Source organism: Fictibacillus sp. Mic-4 (genome assembly GCF_049843615.1).
GTDB lineage: Bacteria > Bacillota > Bacilli > Bacillales > Fictibacillaceae > Fictibacillus_A > Fictibacillus_A gelatini.
In genome coordinates, this window is the sequence record NZ_JBBHZM010000001.1 from 122,361 (window position 1) to 137,983 (window position 15,623).

The window sequence follows — 15,623 nt, forward strand, 5'->3', positions numbered from 1 at the left end:
TGCCTTGAAAATAGCACCACAGGTGAAAATTTGTTCTTGAAAATAAGAACTTTCTTAGCTGAAGGGGCACTAAGGTTTGCTTCCCTTAAAACGAACCTGATAAAAGGGGATTTTGAAAAAAGAAGAAAATTTGGATTGGAGCGCTAATCGTGCTTTTTCTCGTCCTGACAGTCATTTTGTTTAATCTGTTCGCACTGTTTATGCCAAAACGAATGTCAATGATTGAAATCATAACGACATGCTTGTTTGCATTGCATTTACAGACCATCTTTGATGTGTACCTCGACCTCAAATATGGTTGGTATGGATATTTCCAAAAGGGGGCGGATTGGGGGACGCTCATTTTTGTATATGGAATTTATCCAGCCATTAATTTAATTTACTTGAATTACTTTCCCGGTGGAAAGAGCTGGATGCGGAAAACTCTCTATATAGCAGCATGGTCCATTTTTGCACTGATATATGAAGTTCTGTTTTTATGGAGTGGAACATTTTATTATAACGGGTGGAAGCTATGGTATTCTGCCATATGCTATCCCTTCCTGTTGATCGCTTTATATCTCTTCCACCAATATGTTCTTCATTTGTTAAAACGATATCGGCGATGATTTAACAGTTCAGGTCTCTATTATCTATCAAGGTCTAATGAGCGGAGTAGCTATTCGCTTACTTTTATGAACCTATCTTCTAGTCCAGGCAAATGGAATCAAACGTATTTGAAAAAACGGCAACGGTTTAGGATAAAAATACATTTTGCTCACATACTACATAAATAACCGCACCAGGAGGGGAAGGAAATGAAGCGAAGGCCCAATCGGAAAACGGACTATAATTCGCCGCCATTTGAACCAGTAAGCGAATTGAAGCGGTCCGGACAATTTGTAAATACTGATAATATGGCGGCAGAGTTTGCCGAAGAATTATCAGATGGCGGCGAACGAAACGAGATCGCCGAAGAACAGGCAGAAAGACTGAACTCCGATTGAACAAGAACAAGCCCTCCTTTATTTGGAGAGCTTGTTTTTTGATCATTTATTGATGCACTTTTTTCGCGCCTTTTTTCTTCGCAATTTTTAGCCACTCGCGATACCCCATTCTTGTAACTTCAAATTGGTCATTGATATGTCCGGATTGTTTTAAAAATTGAATCTGGTGATCGGAAAGTTCATTTTTGACCAATTTCAACTTTTCATTGATTTCTTCAAACGAAGCGTCCAGTATGAAGTCGGGATCGAGGGTGTCGATAATATCTTCCAGCTCCATGTCCCTTCCTAAAAAGAAATTTGTCTTATCAATGACTGCTTGCTGAATTTTATTTCTAAACCCCGAGAGTTCTTGCTTCAAGCTAAATACTTCTTTTTCTTTCTCAGTAATGCGACGAAGATAATGTTTCTTTTCTTCCTCTTGCAAATTCGCTTTTGTAAAAAGCTCGTTGAATATTTGGGTTTTGTCCCATTCAAGCTTTGTCAGTTCCATTTCTTTTTGTTTCGCTTCTTCATCCGTTTCGGCTACTTTTAGTTCGGAACTATTCGTTTCCTCGCTTTTCGCGACGTGAACGATTTTCTCCTCAGCCGCTTGATCGTCTTTCTTTTCCGATAAAGAAATGAGATTCATTACGTTTTCTATTTTTTTATAAAGAAGAATGGAAATCGTAATTAAGACGGCAAAAGAAACGAGCGTAAGAAAACGGAATATAAAGGTATTCGCCGCAATGAAGTATAAGAGCACAATTCCTGCTATTCCAAAAACCAATAGCGGTTGCCATCGTAATGGTTTTCGATTTTTATTTGTTGATGATGTTTTATTTGTTTTAAACAAAATATCATTCTCCTTTCACAATATGTAGTATTATAGCACAAAAATTTATTTACGTTATTAAGACAAGGTAAAAAGCCTATTCGTCCATCGAACAGGCTTTTTTCAACTTATTTTACCTAATGGATTGATCTATTTTCTAAGTGTTCTTAAACGATTGCAGTATTGTCTAATTTAATAAAGGATAAGCCAGGCTTCATTTATTTAGAAGTTGGGTGGCAGTGGGGATCATTTACTTACATCATAAAGATGTTTAGTGGGGATCTTTTCCTTATCTACAAATTCAGGAGTAAACCAGGGATGTTGTTCTTGAACTTCTTTTATGATTTGCGCTAATTCCTCAACATATGGCAAATAAATGAATTGAACGGTGTTGACGTCGTCAATATGATAGAAGTAACAGAGGTTGAATTCCTGTGGGCCAAGAATATAAAGTCCTGAAAAATGGTAAAAGATGAGTGGTTCATGATCAAGATAAACCTTTCCATTCTGTTTTGAAACTTTATATTTTTCAATATTCCATAAAGCAGCGTTCGCCCCGATGGATTTCACGACGTGGACATTGTCAAAGCGTTCTGGCCAATCCTCGATATACCGCTGATCGCCGTAAGTTTTCGCAACCGGATCGATGTCAATGGAACAATGCTTCAGGCATTTAGTTTTCCATTCTTCGATGCCTTTCCAGCCAATCGGATCATGTTTAAACCCGACAAATCCGGAATTGAACTTTCCTGTCAGATCATAATAGTGCATAAACCGTTCCGAATTATGATGATCTGTCAAATAAAGGGATGCCTGAGGGGCTTCTTCAAATATTTGTTCTGGATTGGAGAAGAAGTAGAGATCCGAATCGAGATGGGCGTAATACCGGGCGTCATGATGGTTCTTCATAATATATAGTAGAAAAGAAGATTTAAGTGTCCAAATATACTCATAAATGGTCCGGTTTGATTTTGCTTTTATTAATTCTTTATCTTCCACATCTTTTAATTCGAAAAGTTGGGCATTTTCCCAATTCCTTGTTTTAAGAATATCGTAAACTTCATGGTCCACACATAAAATGAACAGACAAAAATCTTCGCAATGAATGTTCAACGATTGATACATGGCGATAATTTTAAAAAGATGTGTTTTAGAAACGATAGTGGTAAAATGATATTTTTTCATGTGATCACATCCTCAGTAAGGATATCCATTTGATAAATTCTCTTTACTAATCGTTGGAAGGCTTCAATAAAATCCCGCATTCCGAATTTTTGGCGCAGTGCTGACAGCTTTTGTTGAATTTCAGGCCAATTCAAAACTTCATTTGAAAGCTCTATTTTATTGCCGAAATTCCTCTTTCTTTCTAAATGGAGGAGTTGCAAAAAAACGGAAAGAAGATCATCGTATTCATTTGAATGGCGCAGTTTAAGGATATCGCCCATAATGGCATTTGTTTCGTCCTGGCTAAATCGACCTGAAAATATCAGCTGAATGTCAAGAGAACGGATGTCGTTGTACTTTTGGCATAAGTAATTGATGTTTTCAATCGAATCATTAAGGGATGTCAGATTGGTCGGATGCTCTTGATGAACACTCACGATGTCCGTCCTGAGCTTGAATTGGTGTCCAGACTGATGGAGCCTAATCGCTAGATCGTAGTCTTCATATCCATATTTTACGATCCGGTCGTCAAATGTCCCGATGTCAAGAACATTCTTTCTTAATACGGAAGCATTGTTGGTGTAAAAAAATCTCCAAGGGGAATGGTAGCCCGACAGGCTTTCCCCATGCCGGTTAATGATCTCTTTTAGTGAATGTATCAAATGCAAATCTAAATCAAAGGCATAGTCCATAAAGCTGCCATTTATAATTTGCCCTTTGGTAATGAGCGTTGTTTTTTCCGTATTGGACAATTGTTTATTCGGATATTTATGAGCATGCGTTTTGAACTTTTCAATATGAAAAGGTTCGAAATTTGGATAATAAAAACTGTAAATTCTTTTCCAGAACAGGCCGCAAATGACGGAGTGATCATCTTGATGGGCTTCAATATGCTTTCGAACATAGTCTTTTGCCGCAATCATATCGCTGTCATGAAAAATCAAGATATCTCCCGTAGCATTTACTATCCCCTGGTTCCTTCCATAGGCAATTCCTCTGTTTTGCTCGATTCTTACTGGAATAAGGGAATAGTTTGCTTTAAAAGTTTTCAGCAATTCCAACGTGTTGTCCGTCGATCCGTTATCAATGACAATGACTTCAAAATCGTCAAAAGGATAATCTTGCTGATTGAGTGATAGCAAGTTATAATGCAATCTTTCTTTAGCATTGTACGATGGAACGATAATGCTGGCTTTCATCGTGATCACCTTCCTTTAGCTGTGGATGTCCTGGCCTTCAGCGTAGCCGTTAAAATCAGGATCGATTTGCTCAACAAGGCAAATAGCATTTTTGACATGAAGCTGGTAAATGTTATGAAGCAACATTGGGGAGTCCTTTCTGTCTTTTTCGTGAATCCGTTTCATGTCATTTTTATTAAGGATTCGGTAGCCGCTGAAATGATAACAAATCAGCTTCGCTTCATCAGCAAAAATCGCGCCATCTTTCATTGAATATCGATGTTTGGCATAATTCCAATGGCCAATGTTGACTCCCGGAGTGATAATGTCGCATACATTCGGAAACTGGCCGGGCATTGAGTCCAGGTAGCCCTGATCCCCAAATTTTCCTTCACCGGGTGCATTTACGCAATGTTCTAAGCATTTCTCCTTCCACCACTTTAAGCAGGCCGAACCAGGATCATCACATTTAAAACTGATCAATCCGGAATTGTAGTTACCGAGCAGCCTTTGCAATTCTTTAATCAAGGCAGGATCGAAGGAAGGAATGACAATGTCTCCTCTTGAGAGCAGGACGGAGCAGTCAGGCTGGTTTTCAAATATAACCGTTGGATTTTCAAAAAAATAGAGATCGGCGTCAATATATGTCACCCTATTGATGGATGGATAATCTTTCATTATTTTTTCGATGAAAAGAGGTTTTAACGTCCAGCAATACTCATTTCGCTTCCGTTGTTTTTTTAGCTCGAGTAATTGCGCATCTTCCAGCTCTTTTACATGGGTGAAAGTAATATTTTTTAAGTTCATTTTCTTCAAAAGTCCGTAGGTGTCATCATCAATACATAAGGTAAACACACGATAGTCCTGCATCACATTTTCGAGTGAGTGAAATAGGGTGATAGCCTGGTATAATCTTCCTTTTGATAAAACGGTACAATACACGCTACTCATATGTTATCCCTCAAGTTTCCCATTGGCGTTAAAGAATTCTTCATACCAGGCAATTGTTTTCTTTAATCCTTCGTCGATGCTGTGGGACGGTTTCCAATTTAAAATTTCCTGTGCTTTTTTAGCGGAAAGATACTGGTGCTTGATTTCATTGGTTCCCTGGTTTAAAATTTGCGGGGACAAATCGCTGTCCATCAATTTGAGGATTTTTTCAACTAATTGAAGCACGGTTAATTGGATTTCATTGCTGAAATTGAACGCTTCGCCGGCCAGGTTCTTTTCTTCCATCTTTTCAGCCAGGAGCAAATAAGCGGATACAGCGTCTTCAACATAGAAGTAATCACGAATGAATGTTCCGTCACTGCGGATAACGGGTGCTTCGCCATGATGAATAGAACGAATCGTTTGCGGTATGATCCGGTTAAAGTTTAAATCCCCGCCGCCGTACAGGTTCCCGCATCTTGTAATGCATACCGGTAGCCCGTACGTATGATGGTACGTTTGAGCAAGCAAATCGGTGCAGCTTTTTGAAACGTCATAAGGATGCTTTCCTTGCAGTGGCATTGTTTCATCATAAGGTAGCTTTTCTTGATCGCCATACGCTTTGTCGCTTGAAGCAATAATGACGCGTTTGATTAAAGGATGATTCCGACACGCTTCCAAAATGTTCCATGTTCCGCGTATATTCGCTTCAAAAGTGGAGATTGGGTTTCGGTTGGCCACTCCCACAATCGCCTGTGCTGCAATATGAAAAACGGTATCGATTTCGTATTCGCCAAGCGCCCTCTGAATCGCAGCATAATCTTCAAGGGAACCGTGAACAATATTGATTTTTTTGTAATGGTCATGTTTATACAAATTGGAGTTGAAAACTGTATCACGGATTAATCCAGTGACGTTTGCCCCTAAATCAACAAGCTTTTTCACTAAATAGCTTCCTAAAAAGCCTGTGCATCCTGTAACGAACACATTTTTGTTTTTCCAAAACTCATTCATGTTTTATCTCCATACCTTCCATAATTGCTTTCCTTGTTTCCACATTTCATTAATTTCTAAAACATTTTTATACGTGTCAATGGCAGTCCAAAATCCGTTGTGCTCATAAACGGAGAGCTGTCCATCTTTCGCCAGATTCATGAGCGGCTCTTGCTCAAAAACACAGTTCTCATCATCCTGCAAATACTGAAAAACCTCATGATTCAAAACAAAAAAACCTCCGTTGATCAATCCTTCGGATGCGGTTTTCTCCTGAAAGGATTCGGCCATTCCATTATTGACAGTAAGCGTCCCAAACTGGCTTTTCTTGTTAATGCCGGTGACTGTTGCGATCGCTCCTTTTTCTTGATGGTACTTCATCAACTCATGAAGGTTGATATCTGAAAGCCCGTCGCCGTAGGTAAGCATAAAGGTCTCTTTTCCGATCAACTCTTCGGCTTGTTTAATTCTGCTTCCTGTCATCGTTTCAAGGCCAGTGTCAAGAAGGGTGATTGTCCAATTTTCCGGCTTGTTTTTCAATTGGATTTCCCCGCTTCGCGTATTTAATGTAAAACTATGATTCTTCCATGCATAATCGATGAAATATTCTTTGATTTTGTCCCCCTTATAGCCAAGCAATAGAACAAAGTCGTTAAAGCCGTAATGATAATAAAGTTTCATAATGTGCCAGATGAGCGGCTTTTCTCCGACCGGCACAAGCGGCTTAGGGAGGTCCTGGGTAAGTTCGGACATTCTTGTTCCCTTTCCGCCGCAAAGGATGACCACTTTCATAAAATTCCCTCCTTCGATTCAAAGTGAACAAAGAAAAAGATCTTTTATGAAGAAAAAGATCTTTCTCCGCGTGAAAATTAGTTACGGTGCCTTTTGCATTTTTTGCACGTAAATAAGGTTTCGATAGGTTCGCATTTCTTCTTGCAACGGCCGCAATTGCAAGAACTGCACCTATTGCACTTGCGGCAAGAGCCACAATGCCCGCAGCTTTCGCATCCGCTGCAACGGCAGCTTGCCCCGCAACCGCCCCAAAAATTCGTCCACATTTAATCTTTCACACCTTTCAATTAAGATATAATAGTTTATTAAACAACCTCTAGTTTTGTTTAGGTAGAAGAAGTGCGTCATTAAACTATTTTTTCGGAGATAAATTCAATAGATAATGGGATGTAGAAATAAGGCAACGGAAAATTCCGTTGCCTTCAATCCAAAAGCTTATATCCGTTAATGGTTTCAAGAAAAGCATTTAATATTTGGAGCGCGATTTGAGCTGAAAGGATCGCTGTGGTGGAGTCCAGAACAATGGTGATGTTCCGCGAATTCTCAACATCCACTTTTGGGATAGAAGGGGGTTCAATCTGAATAGAAGAGAGTAAATCTTGGATGACTGCATCCCTCATTCTAACATTTTTAATGGCGACTTCTGCCATGAATACAAGGGCTGCTTGAAATGCAGTATTTAAGCCAATGATTGTTTCCTCTGAAATTGTAATAAAATGAATGTTTTCGGCATCTTTTAATTGAATCCGCTCCTTTAAGTTCTTGCGGTTGGCTAAATTTTGGACACTTAATGGATGACGACTTGAGGGATCTAATGCCGTCCATTTTCTTTCAATGGTTTGAACTGATTTATCGCTATTTGAATGTTCCACTCTTATTCCCCCTCGTCAATGATATAGCCTTCGGCTATCTTCCTCTCCGTCGTGGCCGGGTTCTACCGCCCTTTTTCTTTTTTTCTTGATTCTGGTTAAGAAAGTCCAGCTGAGCTTTAAATTGTTCCAACAAATTTTTTAACTCATCTACTTGCTCCTCAGATATTTGTTTTAAGTGTTCTTTCGTAATCCCATGTTTACGAAAAATATTTGCCACTTGCATATTCATTGCTTGCTGTGAAAGTTCACTGGTTTTATCCCCGCTTGAAGGGCTTTCTTCTAGCCCTTCATTTTCCGGTTTGGTTTGATCACTCATCTTATAAATGGCCTCCTTTTTTAATCTCGTCTTATATACTATGCATCAGTAGACGAAAAGGCGAATGTAAGACCGGGAATTAACAGAGCGGTTTTAGCAAAGCTGTCGTCCTTGGAAAAGGAAAAAACACCTGAATTTAATTTAATTCAGGTGTTTTCGGATATTAGCCGACATTTGAGTTGACAGCAATGATGGTGATGACAGCTGTTAAAAGTTGAACTGCGGTTTGGGCTGCGATGATGGATTGGTCATCGGATGCTTCGACTCTGACGCCGCGGGAGTTTTCAATGCAAATTTTTTGGCGATTGATTTGTCTGCTCTTGAATATTTGGTCTAAATCTGCAAGAACCGCATCTTCATCAACATCGCTATTAATTGCGGCAATTGTGATTGCAGCGGTGACTACCTGGGCTGCAATTTGCACAAGCACTAATGCCTGGTTTGAACGTGTTTCCACCACAACGTCACAAGAATCTTTAATGGTGATAGATTCTTCGTCAATTTGGTTGGTACTGGCGATTTGATCCAATTCTGAGTTAACCATCGCTTCACCTAATGGATGACGACTTGTCGCCTCAAGAGCGCTGAAACGTGGAGTGCAGCAAGGATGACATTTGTTTTCTTCCACGTGCCGTACTCGGCAGTTGCTGCTTTCTTCAAAAAAACTCACTTAAAATTCCTCCTTATAGGGTAGTAATTGCTTTATACTATTAAATGAAATTTGTTAAAGATTGGTATAGATTATTGTCATGATAGTTGCGATAAATAGGTTGTGTGATAGCCTTTTTTTATCATTTTTTTGTTTTTTCTTGAGACACTTTCTGGTTTGCTTGAATGAGCTCATTCACAATATGGTTGAATTCACTTATCAAGCCTTGCAGCTGTTGCTTTTTTTCGGCTACATTTTCTTTAGTGATCGTTGATGCAAATGAATTTATTTTTTGTGAAAACTCAGTTAAATGATCGTTGGAGAGACTATTTTGTTTTTTTGGTTTTCTCACTGAACAAACCTCCTTTGAACCTCCGCGATGATTTATAGTATGTGGAAGGGAGCAATTTGGACAGTGCAATTGCCTCAATTAGAAAAACTTGGGTTGGAGCAGACTGGTCGTTCCGCTACATTTCCCAACCGATAATCGCATCGAGACGAATTGTGATTGTCGTGGAACCGCCTGAACCTGGCTGAATGAATACAACAAAGTTCAAGTCCACGCTTAAAACTTGTACGCCCATCAATACAGGTTCTCCGGGAATTTGAGTGGCATCGACAAAAACTTGTGAGATTGTCGCTCCGGAATTTTTAATCGCCAAAAGTTGAGACCTTATTGTGCGTAGCCAGAGTAAATTGGGAAGGCTATTGATCAAGTCGTTTAATGGATTTTGCAAGGGATCAAGTAAATTGGGAGATTCCGCTTTTTTCTTGCTATTTTTTAAAGACAATATAAATACCTCCTTATGTTCTTATTTGGTTTACAAAGCTTTATACCATTTTAAAGCTCCATACTTATATGTATTTAGAAAGAATTTATTTGCAAAAGACAAACCACTATTTTTTAAAAAATAGTCTTAATAACTACTGAAAATAAAAAGGTATTGAAAGTTTTATATTAAATGGAATAATGAATATTTTTTTTAGTATTTTAATAAAAAGGGATGGAAGGAGGGGAAAAAATGGATCAGAATCCGGCTGTAAATTCGACGAAAAAAGAGAAAATCAATAAATTAAGAAAGCTTCTTCAAGAATTTCAATGTACAGTAAACGATGAATGGAATCGAAAAAAATATTACAAAGTTGTTGTTGAAACAAATGAGATTTTCCCCAATCAAATGATGGTCATGACTTTTGTAGTATCAGCAGCAAATCAAAAAGAAGCTGAAAAGCAAATCCGCAGGCTTCTTTCTCATATTAAAGGAAGCGGCCAAACCTTCGTATTAAAGGAAATTGAAGAAACGAACGAATTTGAGAAAAGCACGGTCCGTCTGGTGAAGATGAAGTAATCTGCGAGTAAATTGTGTTCTCTGCCTTTGGCATTTATCAAATATAACCTTTGCGCATTAAATAGGTGATGATTTTATTTACGCATTGCCCGATCGTCATCTCTTCCGTATTTACGATGATTTCAGGATGTTCAGGAGGCTCATAAGGAGAAGAAATTCCTGTAAAATGGCTGATTTCTCCGTTTCTTGCCTTTTTGTACAGATTTTTTGGATCACGCCTTTCGCATTCCTTTAGTGAACACTCAGTGTAAATTTCGATAAATTCCCCGTTTGGGAATAAATTTCGCACTGCCTCGCGGTCTTTTGCAAAAGGGGAAATAGAAGAAGCGATCACGGCGAGTCCGGCATCGACAAACAACTTTGCTACTTCACCGATTCTCCTTATGTTCTCTTTCCTGTCTTTCTTGCTAAATCCAAGGTCCTTATTTAATCCATGGCGGAGATTGTCTCCGTCCAATAAATAAGTGGATACTTGCATGGAGTTCATCTTTGCCTCCACTTTATTTGCCAATGTTGATTTCCCGGACCCTGATAGTCCTGTAAACCAGAGAACAAAGCTCTTATGACCGTGAAGCCTTTGGCGATGCCTTTTGTTTATGATTGTTTTCTGCCACGATATATTTTTCATTGCTTTCCTCCAAACATTGAACGATTTATTTTTAATCCCTGGGGAAAAGTAAGGGAGCTTCAGGATTATATAAGTTTCATATAAATAGCATGGAAAGCTTTATTTGCGAGTGGGAAATGAGAATAAAAGCCAGAGTGATTGATTTATTCACTCTGGCAATTTTAGGAACCATTACAATCCCGAAAGAACCGAATTAATCAACGCTATAACTTGTTGAATTAATTGAACGACTAGCGTTATAATGGCCTGTACTGCTGAGGCGATTGAAATAACCAGGGCGATGATGTTTTGCAATAGTTGCACGACAAGCTGAATCAATGCTTGTACGATAGCCTGAAGTGCACTAGCGATTGCGCTTGTTAAGCTGCTGACGATCGCCAGAATTTCTTGGACAACTGCAACGATGGTATTTATAACCGGCTGAAGATCGGGTAGTTGCAGCGATCCTGGTGTTTGCAAAGGGTTGATTGCTGCACTTGATCCATTTGAAGCGGCGAGATTGTTTAAAAGTAGATTATTTGCTAAGTTTTGCAGATTATTGGCTGTGTTTGCAAGCTCCGGAGATTCGTTTTGAGATTGTGCTTTTTTCTTTCTTTTTATAGCCATTTGATTTCCCCCTAAAAAAATTCTATATAAGCTATTCTAGCAATAGCTTATGCTTTATATTTATTGCTGATAGAAAGAATTGCTATAATTCAAACTCCTATTTTGAAAAAAATGGTCATTAAAGCATGAATCTATCTATAGTTCCCAACCTAAAATGTCTTCCAGGCGGATGGTGATGATCGGGGCTGTTCCAGATCCGGGTTGGATAAATTTAACAAGATCAACTCCAACTTCCACAACGACTACACCTGTCAATATAGGCTCCCCGGGAATTTGTGAGGCCAATGTATAAACCTGGGAAATTATTGTTCCGGCATTCTTCAAGCGCAGCAGCTCGCCTTTTATCGTGCTGAATGATGGGAAGGAAATCCCCCCTAATAATTGATCGATTAATTGCTGCAATTCATTTAAAAGATCTTGTAAAGATTGCGTTTTTATATCGCCATTTGCCACTCATCCTTCATCTCCTTCTATAAAAATAGTAGGCTAAGCTAAAAAAATAGTAGGAAAAGCCATGCTTTATACTATACAAAAAAGTAGAGCAATGATTCGGCGTTGCCCCATAGAATCGGAAAAATGGACAATTATTCACCTTTTTTCGATGTCCAATCAGCTTTGTGACTAGTTTCATATCTTCTTATTAAAAGAAGGCGGTGATTCGTATGGAAGAGCTGAAACTTTTGTTTGTGACAAAAGACCGTTCGCTTCAATTAGACAAAAGCACGGCGTATTTAATGGCTGAATTGCGCAATCAAGCATCGGTCGAATTATGGGATAAGGATGGCCCGATTGGCCGCTGTTTGGAATTTCTATCATTTAAACCTGATTTTATTTTGCTGAACGATTATTTTAACGGATTTACGCCGCATATTAGCGGACTGTCGCATGTTACGATCCCGAAAGGGATGATATTCCACGACCTTCACCATAAAAGATTTCTCCGTGAACGATTTGTTGAACGAGAGCAAATCGACGTTGTATTTACACATTATCGCGATGCTTTCTTGCAATGGTTTCCTCACATGAAAAATCGCATGCATTGGCTTCCACACTCTGTTGAACCGAACCTATTTCGTGATTATGACCTTCCGAAAACGATTGATTATTTAATGATGGGGGCGACATTCTCTTTTCTGTATCCGGTTCGTTCCCAAATGCTACAAACAATGAAACGTGAGCCAGGATTTGTTTATCATCCTCATCCCGGCTACAAGGAAGTCAGCGAAAGCCAACGGGATATGTTTATCGGGAAAAAATACGCAATGGAGATTAACCGAAGCAAAATATTCCTTACTTGCGATTCCATCTATCATTATCCAGTCATGAAATATTTTGAAGTGCTTGCCTGCAATACGTTGCTTTTGGCTCCTCATTCGAACGAATTAAAGGATTTAGGATTTATCGACGGCGAAAACTTTGTCGCGGTTGATGAATCGAATTTTCTTCAGAAGGCGAGATTTTACTTGCATAATGAACCATTGCGGCTTGAAATTGCATCAAGAGGCCATTCATTTATCCATTCGAGGCATACAATTAAACATAGAGCGAAGGAGATGATCAGTCGAATGAAAGAAGAAATCGCGAAAAAAGCCAACCTGTAACATCGCAGCTATACGATTACCCTCTTTTTGTATAGAAAAGGGAGTGACTGAAAAACAGTGAAATATGGATAGGAGGAAGAAGTATGGATAAAGTTTCTATTATCATTCCGTTCTATAATTGTCCTTATATCGACCGGGCAATCAAGAGCGCATTGAACCAAACGTATTCAAATATTGAAGTCATTGTCGTAAATGATGGCTCGATTTTATATACAGATAAAGTCAAGTCATTCCTTCATTCGATTCGCTATATAGAAAAAGCAAACGGTGGAACAGCTTCAGCACTAAACGCTGGGATAAAAAGCGCAACCGGTGATTATTTTACATGGCTTAGCTCTGATGACATTTATGATCCTAAAAAAGTGGAAAGGCAAATGAAAAAGATGAAAGAGACCGGTGCCCGCATTAGTTATATGAGTTACTTTTTAATTGATGAAAATGATCGGGTCACGAGCCCGAAAATAGGCGTCCATCATCCAACCCGCGAATTGTTTTGCAAGCATATGATGAAAGGATGCTTTATTAACGGATGCACCGTTATGGCTGATATGAACATCTTTAATGAAATGGGAATGTTTGATGAATCTCTTCCTTATACGCACGATTATGACTTATGGCTAAGAATTTTACCGAAATATCATTTTTATTATATTGATGAACCGCTTGTTTATTATCGTGTTCATGATCAAATGGGAACGAAACGGCATGCTGAGAAGATCAATGATGAAATCAAATATGTACAACAAACCCATTACGGAGCGTTGAGTCAATTTCTCCAGGATTTAAAGCCAGCGAACAACGGAAAAGGCTTTACCGGCTTTTTTCTGAATACCGTGCCGAAAAGTGGAACGCACCTTTTAAAACAAATTTTGCTTGGGATTCCCGGCGCTTTCCATGATCCCTACAAAGACATGTTCGAAGGATTGCCCGCCCAATTGGAAGATCATTTGAAAGTATTGAGTACTATAAAGAATAATGAATTTTTAAGCGGACATATCTATTATTCAAAAGAATGGCATGATATGCTTGAAAACTTCAAGATGAAGCAAATATTATTAATTCGCGATCCGAGGGATGTCGCGGTCTCTCTTTCTTATTTTATCGATCGATTGCCACAGTATCCTCTGTATGAAAAATTCACAAAAACGGGCATGACACAAAAAGAAAAAATATTGGACATAATTCAAGGGGTACAACTCAAGACATTTTTCTACCCGAACATTCATGATTATTTTTCAAGCTTTTGGAAATGGAACGGGAAAAATCGTGTATTAACCGTTAAATATGAGGATTTTATGACTTCAAAGGAAGCGTGCAATAAGGCAATGGTTAGATTGTCTAAATTTATTTGGGAAGATGCCCATCCGCCTCTTGCGCACGATCAATTGATTGAATGCATGGGAAAAAATATTAATCCAAAGCGGTCTCCGACCTTCCGGCAGGGGAAAATAGGGAGCTGGAGAAAGGAATTTGATGAAGAAATGAAGGAAGTGTTTAAGAGTGTGGCAGGGGACTTGTTAATCGAGCTAGGGTACGAAACTGATAAAAACTGGTAATTTAATTAGGCTGCCTACCTTAAGGAGAGCATATCAGGTTGGACTGGCAGCCTATTTAAAATTTCAGGAAAGTAGTTCATCGAGCATGCGAATAAAGTTTGAACAATAAATATTCGGGGAAAAAACGTCCTGAACGAATTGCTGGCCATTGTTCCGGATCGTTTCACGGAGTGTATCGTTTTCCATCAGTTCTAATGCTTCTTTTAGTATTGTTTTCTGATCAAGCGAAATATATTTGCCGGTATGGTTATGGACGATAAAACTTTTTACGCCATCAGAATCTGTCGTTAAGACCGGGCAACGGCAGACAAGTGCTTCAACAAGCGCATAGCCAAAACCTTCTGTTATGGAGGTTGAGCATAAAAACCCTCCAGAGTCCCCGATCGTTGAATAGTATTCCTGCATTTTGCTATGCGGGATGTTTTCAAAAATGGTTAAAATGGAGCGAAGTCCTAGACGGTCAACCGTTTTTTCGAATTCATCCCGTTCATTTTGCCCGACATAGGAAGGATCGTGGAACATCCATAACTTGATCGCCTGTTTATGCTCAATAAGAAGATGACCAATCGTTAAGTACAGTTTCCAATTTTTGTTCCTCTCAATCCGTCCAACCCAGCCGACAATAGGGGGACTCTCTTTAGGCAGCGCACAGTAAGAAAAAGCGGAAGCATCAAAACAATTGTGGAAACAATATTTTTTCATGTTTGGATAATATTTTTCCATGATTTCTTTTATATGCGGAGTTTCGGGATATAAAAGGCCATCCGCATAGGTGCTGACCCAATCGTAGATGCTTTTCATTAAAGTATCGGCATAGTCTCGTTCGCCTAAGCCCTGTACTTCAAAAACTACCTTTCCTTTGTATCCCATTTCTCGCAATTTTGGTAAAAGAAAATAGTTGGAGCAAACAATGATCGCATCATATTTTCCAGTTTCAATGATTTGCTTAATCTCCGTATCATTATTCGTAATAAATGTCGGGATCTGTTCAATGTTTTGAATTCCTGAGCCCCTTTCAGCATATAGAAGGTGGCAGTTGATGCCTGAACGGCTCAACGCTTTACACCTCTGGCGGTTTAACGTTTCAACCCCGCCGCTCGGAACATAATACGTAAACAAAATGTTCATTTAAGCCCTCTTTTCTATAACTCTTTTATCAATAAAGTTTATGAAACTTCACGTTATTGGTTCC

General features: G+C 39.0%; 20 protein-coding genes. 5 read left to right on the forward strand and 15 right to left on the reverse strand.

Translation table 11 applies throughout. From position 1 onward, the window contains the following. Positions 1-218: 218 nt before the first annotated feature. Positions 219-608, forward strand: a complete 390-nt coding sequence (locus WD019_RS00595) for a CBO0543 family protein (protein WP_281172150.1) — start codon at positions 219-221, stop codon at positions 606-608. Positions 609-797: 189 nt separating this feature from the next. Further along, positions 798-986, forward strand: a complete 189-nt coding sequence (locus WD019_RS00600) for a hypothetical protein (RefSeq protein WP_026676074.1) — start codon at positions 798-800, stop codon at positions 984-986. Between the two features lie 46 nt (positions 987-1,032). Here WD019_RS00600 and WD019_RS00605 read toward each other — a convergent pair whose 3' ends face one another. The 11 genes from WD019_RS00605 to WD019_RS00655 all read right to left on the reverse strand — a co-directional run bounded on the left by WD019_RS00605 (position 1,033) and on the right by WD019_RS00655 (position 9,482). Further along, positions 1,033-1,818 (reverse strand): hypothetical protein, encoded by a 786-nt coding sequence (locus WD019_RS00605; protein WP_026676073.1) that lies wholly within the window; start codon positions 1,816-1,818, stop codon positions 1,033-1,035. A 225-nt stretch (positions 1,819-2,043) separates the two neighbouring features. After that, positions 2,044-2,982 carry a hypothetical protein gene (locus tag WD019_RS00610; protein WP_425710367.1) on the reverse strand — a complete coding sequence of 313 codons (939 nt, stop codon included), beginning with the start codon at positions 2,980-2,982 and terminating at the stop codon, positions 2,044-2,046. After that, positions 2,979-4,160, reverse strand: coding sequence for a glycosyltransferase (locus WD019_RS00615; RefSeq protein WP_425710368.1), 1,182 nt, complete (start codon positions 4,158-4,160; stop codon positions 2,979-2,981). Before WD019_RS00615 ends, WD019_RS00610 begins: the two co-directional genes overlap by 4 nt. A 15-nt stretch (positions 4,161-4,175) precedes the next feature. Beyond that, on the reverse strand, positions 4,176-5,090 hold the full coding sequence (locus tag WD019_RS00620; RefSeq protein WP_425710369.1) for a putative nucleotide-diphospho-sugar transferase: 915 nt from the start codon (positions 5,088-5,090) through the stop codon (positions 4,176-4,178). 3 nt (positions 5,091-5,093) lie between these two features. After that, the gene (locus WD019_RS00625; RefSeq protein WP_425710370.1) at positions 5,094-6,083 is read right to left on the reverse strand and encodes a GDP-mannose 4,6-dehydratase; all 990 of its coding nucleotides are present in this window, start codon (positions 6,081-6,083) and stop codon (positions 5,094-5,096) included. Positions 6,084-6,086: 3 nt separating this feature from the next. Next, positions 6,087-6,854 (reverse strand): glucose-1-phosphate cytidylyltransferase, encoded by a 768-nt coding sequence (locus WD019_RS00630; protein ID WP_425710371.1) that lies wholly within the window; start codon positions 6,852-6,854, stop codon positions 6,087-6,089. 422 nt (positions 6,855-7,276) lie between these two features. Beyond that, on the reverse strand, positions 7,277-7,726 hold the full coding sequence (locus WD019_RS00635; RefSeq protein ID WP_425710372.1) for a hypothetical protein: 450 nt from the start codon (positions 7,724-7,726) through the stop codon (positions 7,277-7,279). Positions 7,727-7,760: 34 nt separating this feature from the next. After that, positions 7,761-8,042 carry a hypothetical protein gene (locus WD019_RS00640; RefSeq protein ID WP_425710373.1) on the reverse strand — a complete coding sequence of 94 codons (282 nt, stop codon included), beginning with the start codon at positions 8,040-8,042 and terminating at the stop codon, positions 7,761-7,763. A 163-nt stretch (positions 8,043-8,205) separates the two neighbouring features. Then, positions 8,206-8,586 carry a spore coat protein gene (locus tag WD019_RS00645; RefSeq protein ID WP_425710374.1) on the reverse strand — a complete coding sequence of 127 codons (381 nt, stop codon included), beginning with the start codon at positions 8,584-8,586 and terminating at the stop codon, positions 8,206-8,208. Positions 8,587-8,833: 247 nt separating this feature from the next. Beyond that, positions 8,834-9,043 (reverse strand): hypothetical protein, encoded by a 210-nt coding sequence (locus WD019_RS00650; RefSeq protein WP_425710375.1) that lies wholly within the window; start codon positions 9,041-9,043, stop codon positions 8,834-8,836. Between the two features lie 115 nt (positions 9,044-9,158). Continuing rightward, entirely contained in the window at positions 9,159-9,482 is a 324-nt protein-coding gene (locus WD019_RS00655) for a hypothetical protein (RefSeq protein ID WP_425710376.1), read from the reverse strand. 231 nt (positions 9,483-9,713) lie between these two features. On the opposite strand from WD019_RS00655, the gene WD019_RS00660 reads away from it, so the two are divergent. Beyond that, positions 9,714-10,040 carry a hypothetical protein gene (locus WD019_RS00660; RefSeq protein WP_425710377.1) on the forward strand — a complete coding sequence of 109 codons (327 nt, stop codon included), beginning with the start codon at positions 9,714-9,716 and terminating at the stop codon, positions 10,038-10,040. 37 nt (positions 10,041-10,077) lie between these two features. Here WD019_RS00660 and cysC read toward each other — a convergent pair whose 3' ends face one another. The 3 genes from cysC to WD019_RS00675 form a co-directional block, all read right to left on the reverse strand. Then, positions 10,078-10,668, reverse strand: coding sequence for an adenylyl-sulfate kinase (gene cysC / locus WD019_RS00665; RefSeq protein WP_425710378.1), 591 nt, complete (start codon positions 10,666-10,668; stop codon positions 10,078-10,080). A gap of 171 nt (positions 10,669-10,839) precedes the next feature. Beyond that, positions 10,840-11,274: a hypothetical protein gene (locus WD019_RS00670; protein ID WP_026676062.1), complete on the reverse strand. Its 435-nt coding sequence runs from the start codon at positions 11,272-11,274 to the stop codon at positions 10,840-10,842. A gap of 135 nt (positions 11,275-11,409) precedes the next feature. Continuing rightward, positions 11,410-11,727, reverse strand: coding sequence for a hypothetical protein (locus WD019_RS00675; RefSeq protein WP_425710379.1), 318 nt, complete (start codon positions 11,725-11,727; stop codon positions 11,410-11,412). 209 nt (positions 11,728-11,936) lie between these two features. On the opposite strand from WD019_RS00675, the gene WD019_RS00680 reads away from it, so the two are divergent. Beyond that, entirely contained in the window at positions 11,937-12,875 is a 939-nt protein-coding gene (locus tag WD019_RS00680) for a glycosyltransferase family protein (protein WP_425710380.1), read from the forward strand. Between the two features lie 83 nt (positions 12,876-12,958). After that, the gene (locus WD019_RS00685; RefSeq protein ID WP_425710381.1) at positions 12,959-14,431 is read left to right on the forward strand and encodes a glycosyltransferase; all 1,473 of its coding nucleotides are present in this window, start codon (positions 12,959-12,961) and stop codon (positions 14,429-14,431) included. Between the two features lie 63 nt (positions 14,432-14,494). Here the strand turns inward: WD019_RS00685 and WD019_RS00690 are convergent, their stop codons facing one another. Then, the gene (locus tag WD019_RS00690) at positions 14,495-15,559 is read right to left on the reverse strand and encodes a glycosyltransferase family 4 protein (protein WP_026676059.1); all 1,065 of its coding nucleotides are present in this window, start codon (positions 15,557-15,559) and stop codon (positions 14,495-14,497) included. Between the last annotated feature and the right edge of the window lie 64 nt (positions 15,560-15,623).

Excerpts from the sequence above, each read along its gene's own strand:
- WD019_RS00595 (WP_281172150.1), top strand. The coding sequence starts at position 219 with ATGATTGAAATCATAACGACATGCTTGTTTGCATTGCATTTACAGACC.
- WD019_RS00600 (WP_026676074.1), top strand. The coding sequence starts at position 798 with ATGAAGCGAAGGCCCAATCGGAAAACGGACTATAATTCGCCGCCATTT.
- WD019_RS00610 (WP_425710367.1), bottom strand. The coding sequence starts at position 2,982 with ATGAAAAAATATCATTTTACCACTATCGTTTCTAAAACACATCTTTTT.
- WD019_RS00615 (WP_425710368.1), bottom strand. The coding sequence starts at position 4,160 with ATGAAAGCCAGCATTATCGTTCCATCGTACAATGCTAAAGAAAGATTG.
- WD019_RS00620 (WP_425710369.1), bottom strand. The coding sequence starts at position 5,090 with ATGAGTAGCGTGTATTGTACCGTTTTATCAAAAGGAAGATTATACCAG.
- WD019_RS00625 (WP_425710370.1), bottom strand. The coding sequence starts at position 6,083 with ATGAATGAGTTTTGGAAAAACAAAAATGTGTTCGTTACAGGATGCACA.
- WD019_RS00630 (WP_425710371.1), bottom strand. The coding sequence starts at position 6,854 with ATGAAAGTGGTCATCCTTTGCGGCGGAAAGGGAACAAGAATGTCCGAA.
- WD019_RS00640 (WP_425710373.1), bottom strand. The coding sequence starts at position 8,042 with ATGAGTGATCAAACCAAACCGGAAAATGAAGGGCTAGAAGAAAGCCCT.
- WD019_RS00645 (WP_425710374.1), bottom strand. The coding sequence starts at position 8,586 with ATGGTTAACTCAGAATTGGATCAAATCGCCAGTACCAACCAAATTGAC.
- WD019_RS00660 (WP_425710377.1), top strand. The coding sequence starts at position 9,714 with ATGGATCAGAATCCGGCTGTAAATTCGACGAAAAAAGAGAAAATCAAT.
- cysC (WP_425710378.1), bottom strand. The coding sequence starts at position 10,668 with ATGAAAAATATATCGTGGCAGAAAACAATCATAAACAAAAGGCATCGC.
- WD019_RS00670 (WP_026676062.1), bottom strand. The coding sequence starts at position 11,274 with ATGGCTATAAAAAGAAAGAAAAAAGCACAATCTCAAAACGAATCTCCG.
- WD019_RS00680 (WP_425710380.1), top strand. The coding sequence starts at position 11,937 with ATGGAAGAGCTGAAACTTTTGTTTGTGACAAAAGACCGTTCGCTTCAA.
- WD019_RS00685 (WP_425710381.1), top strand. The coding sequence starts at position 12,959 with ATGGATAAAGTTTCTATTATCATTCCGTTCTATAATTGTCCTTATATC.
- WD019_RS00690 (WP_026676059.1), bottom strand. The coding sequence starts at position 15,559 with ATGAACATTTTGTTTACGTATTATGTTCCGAGCGGCGGGGTTGAAACG.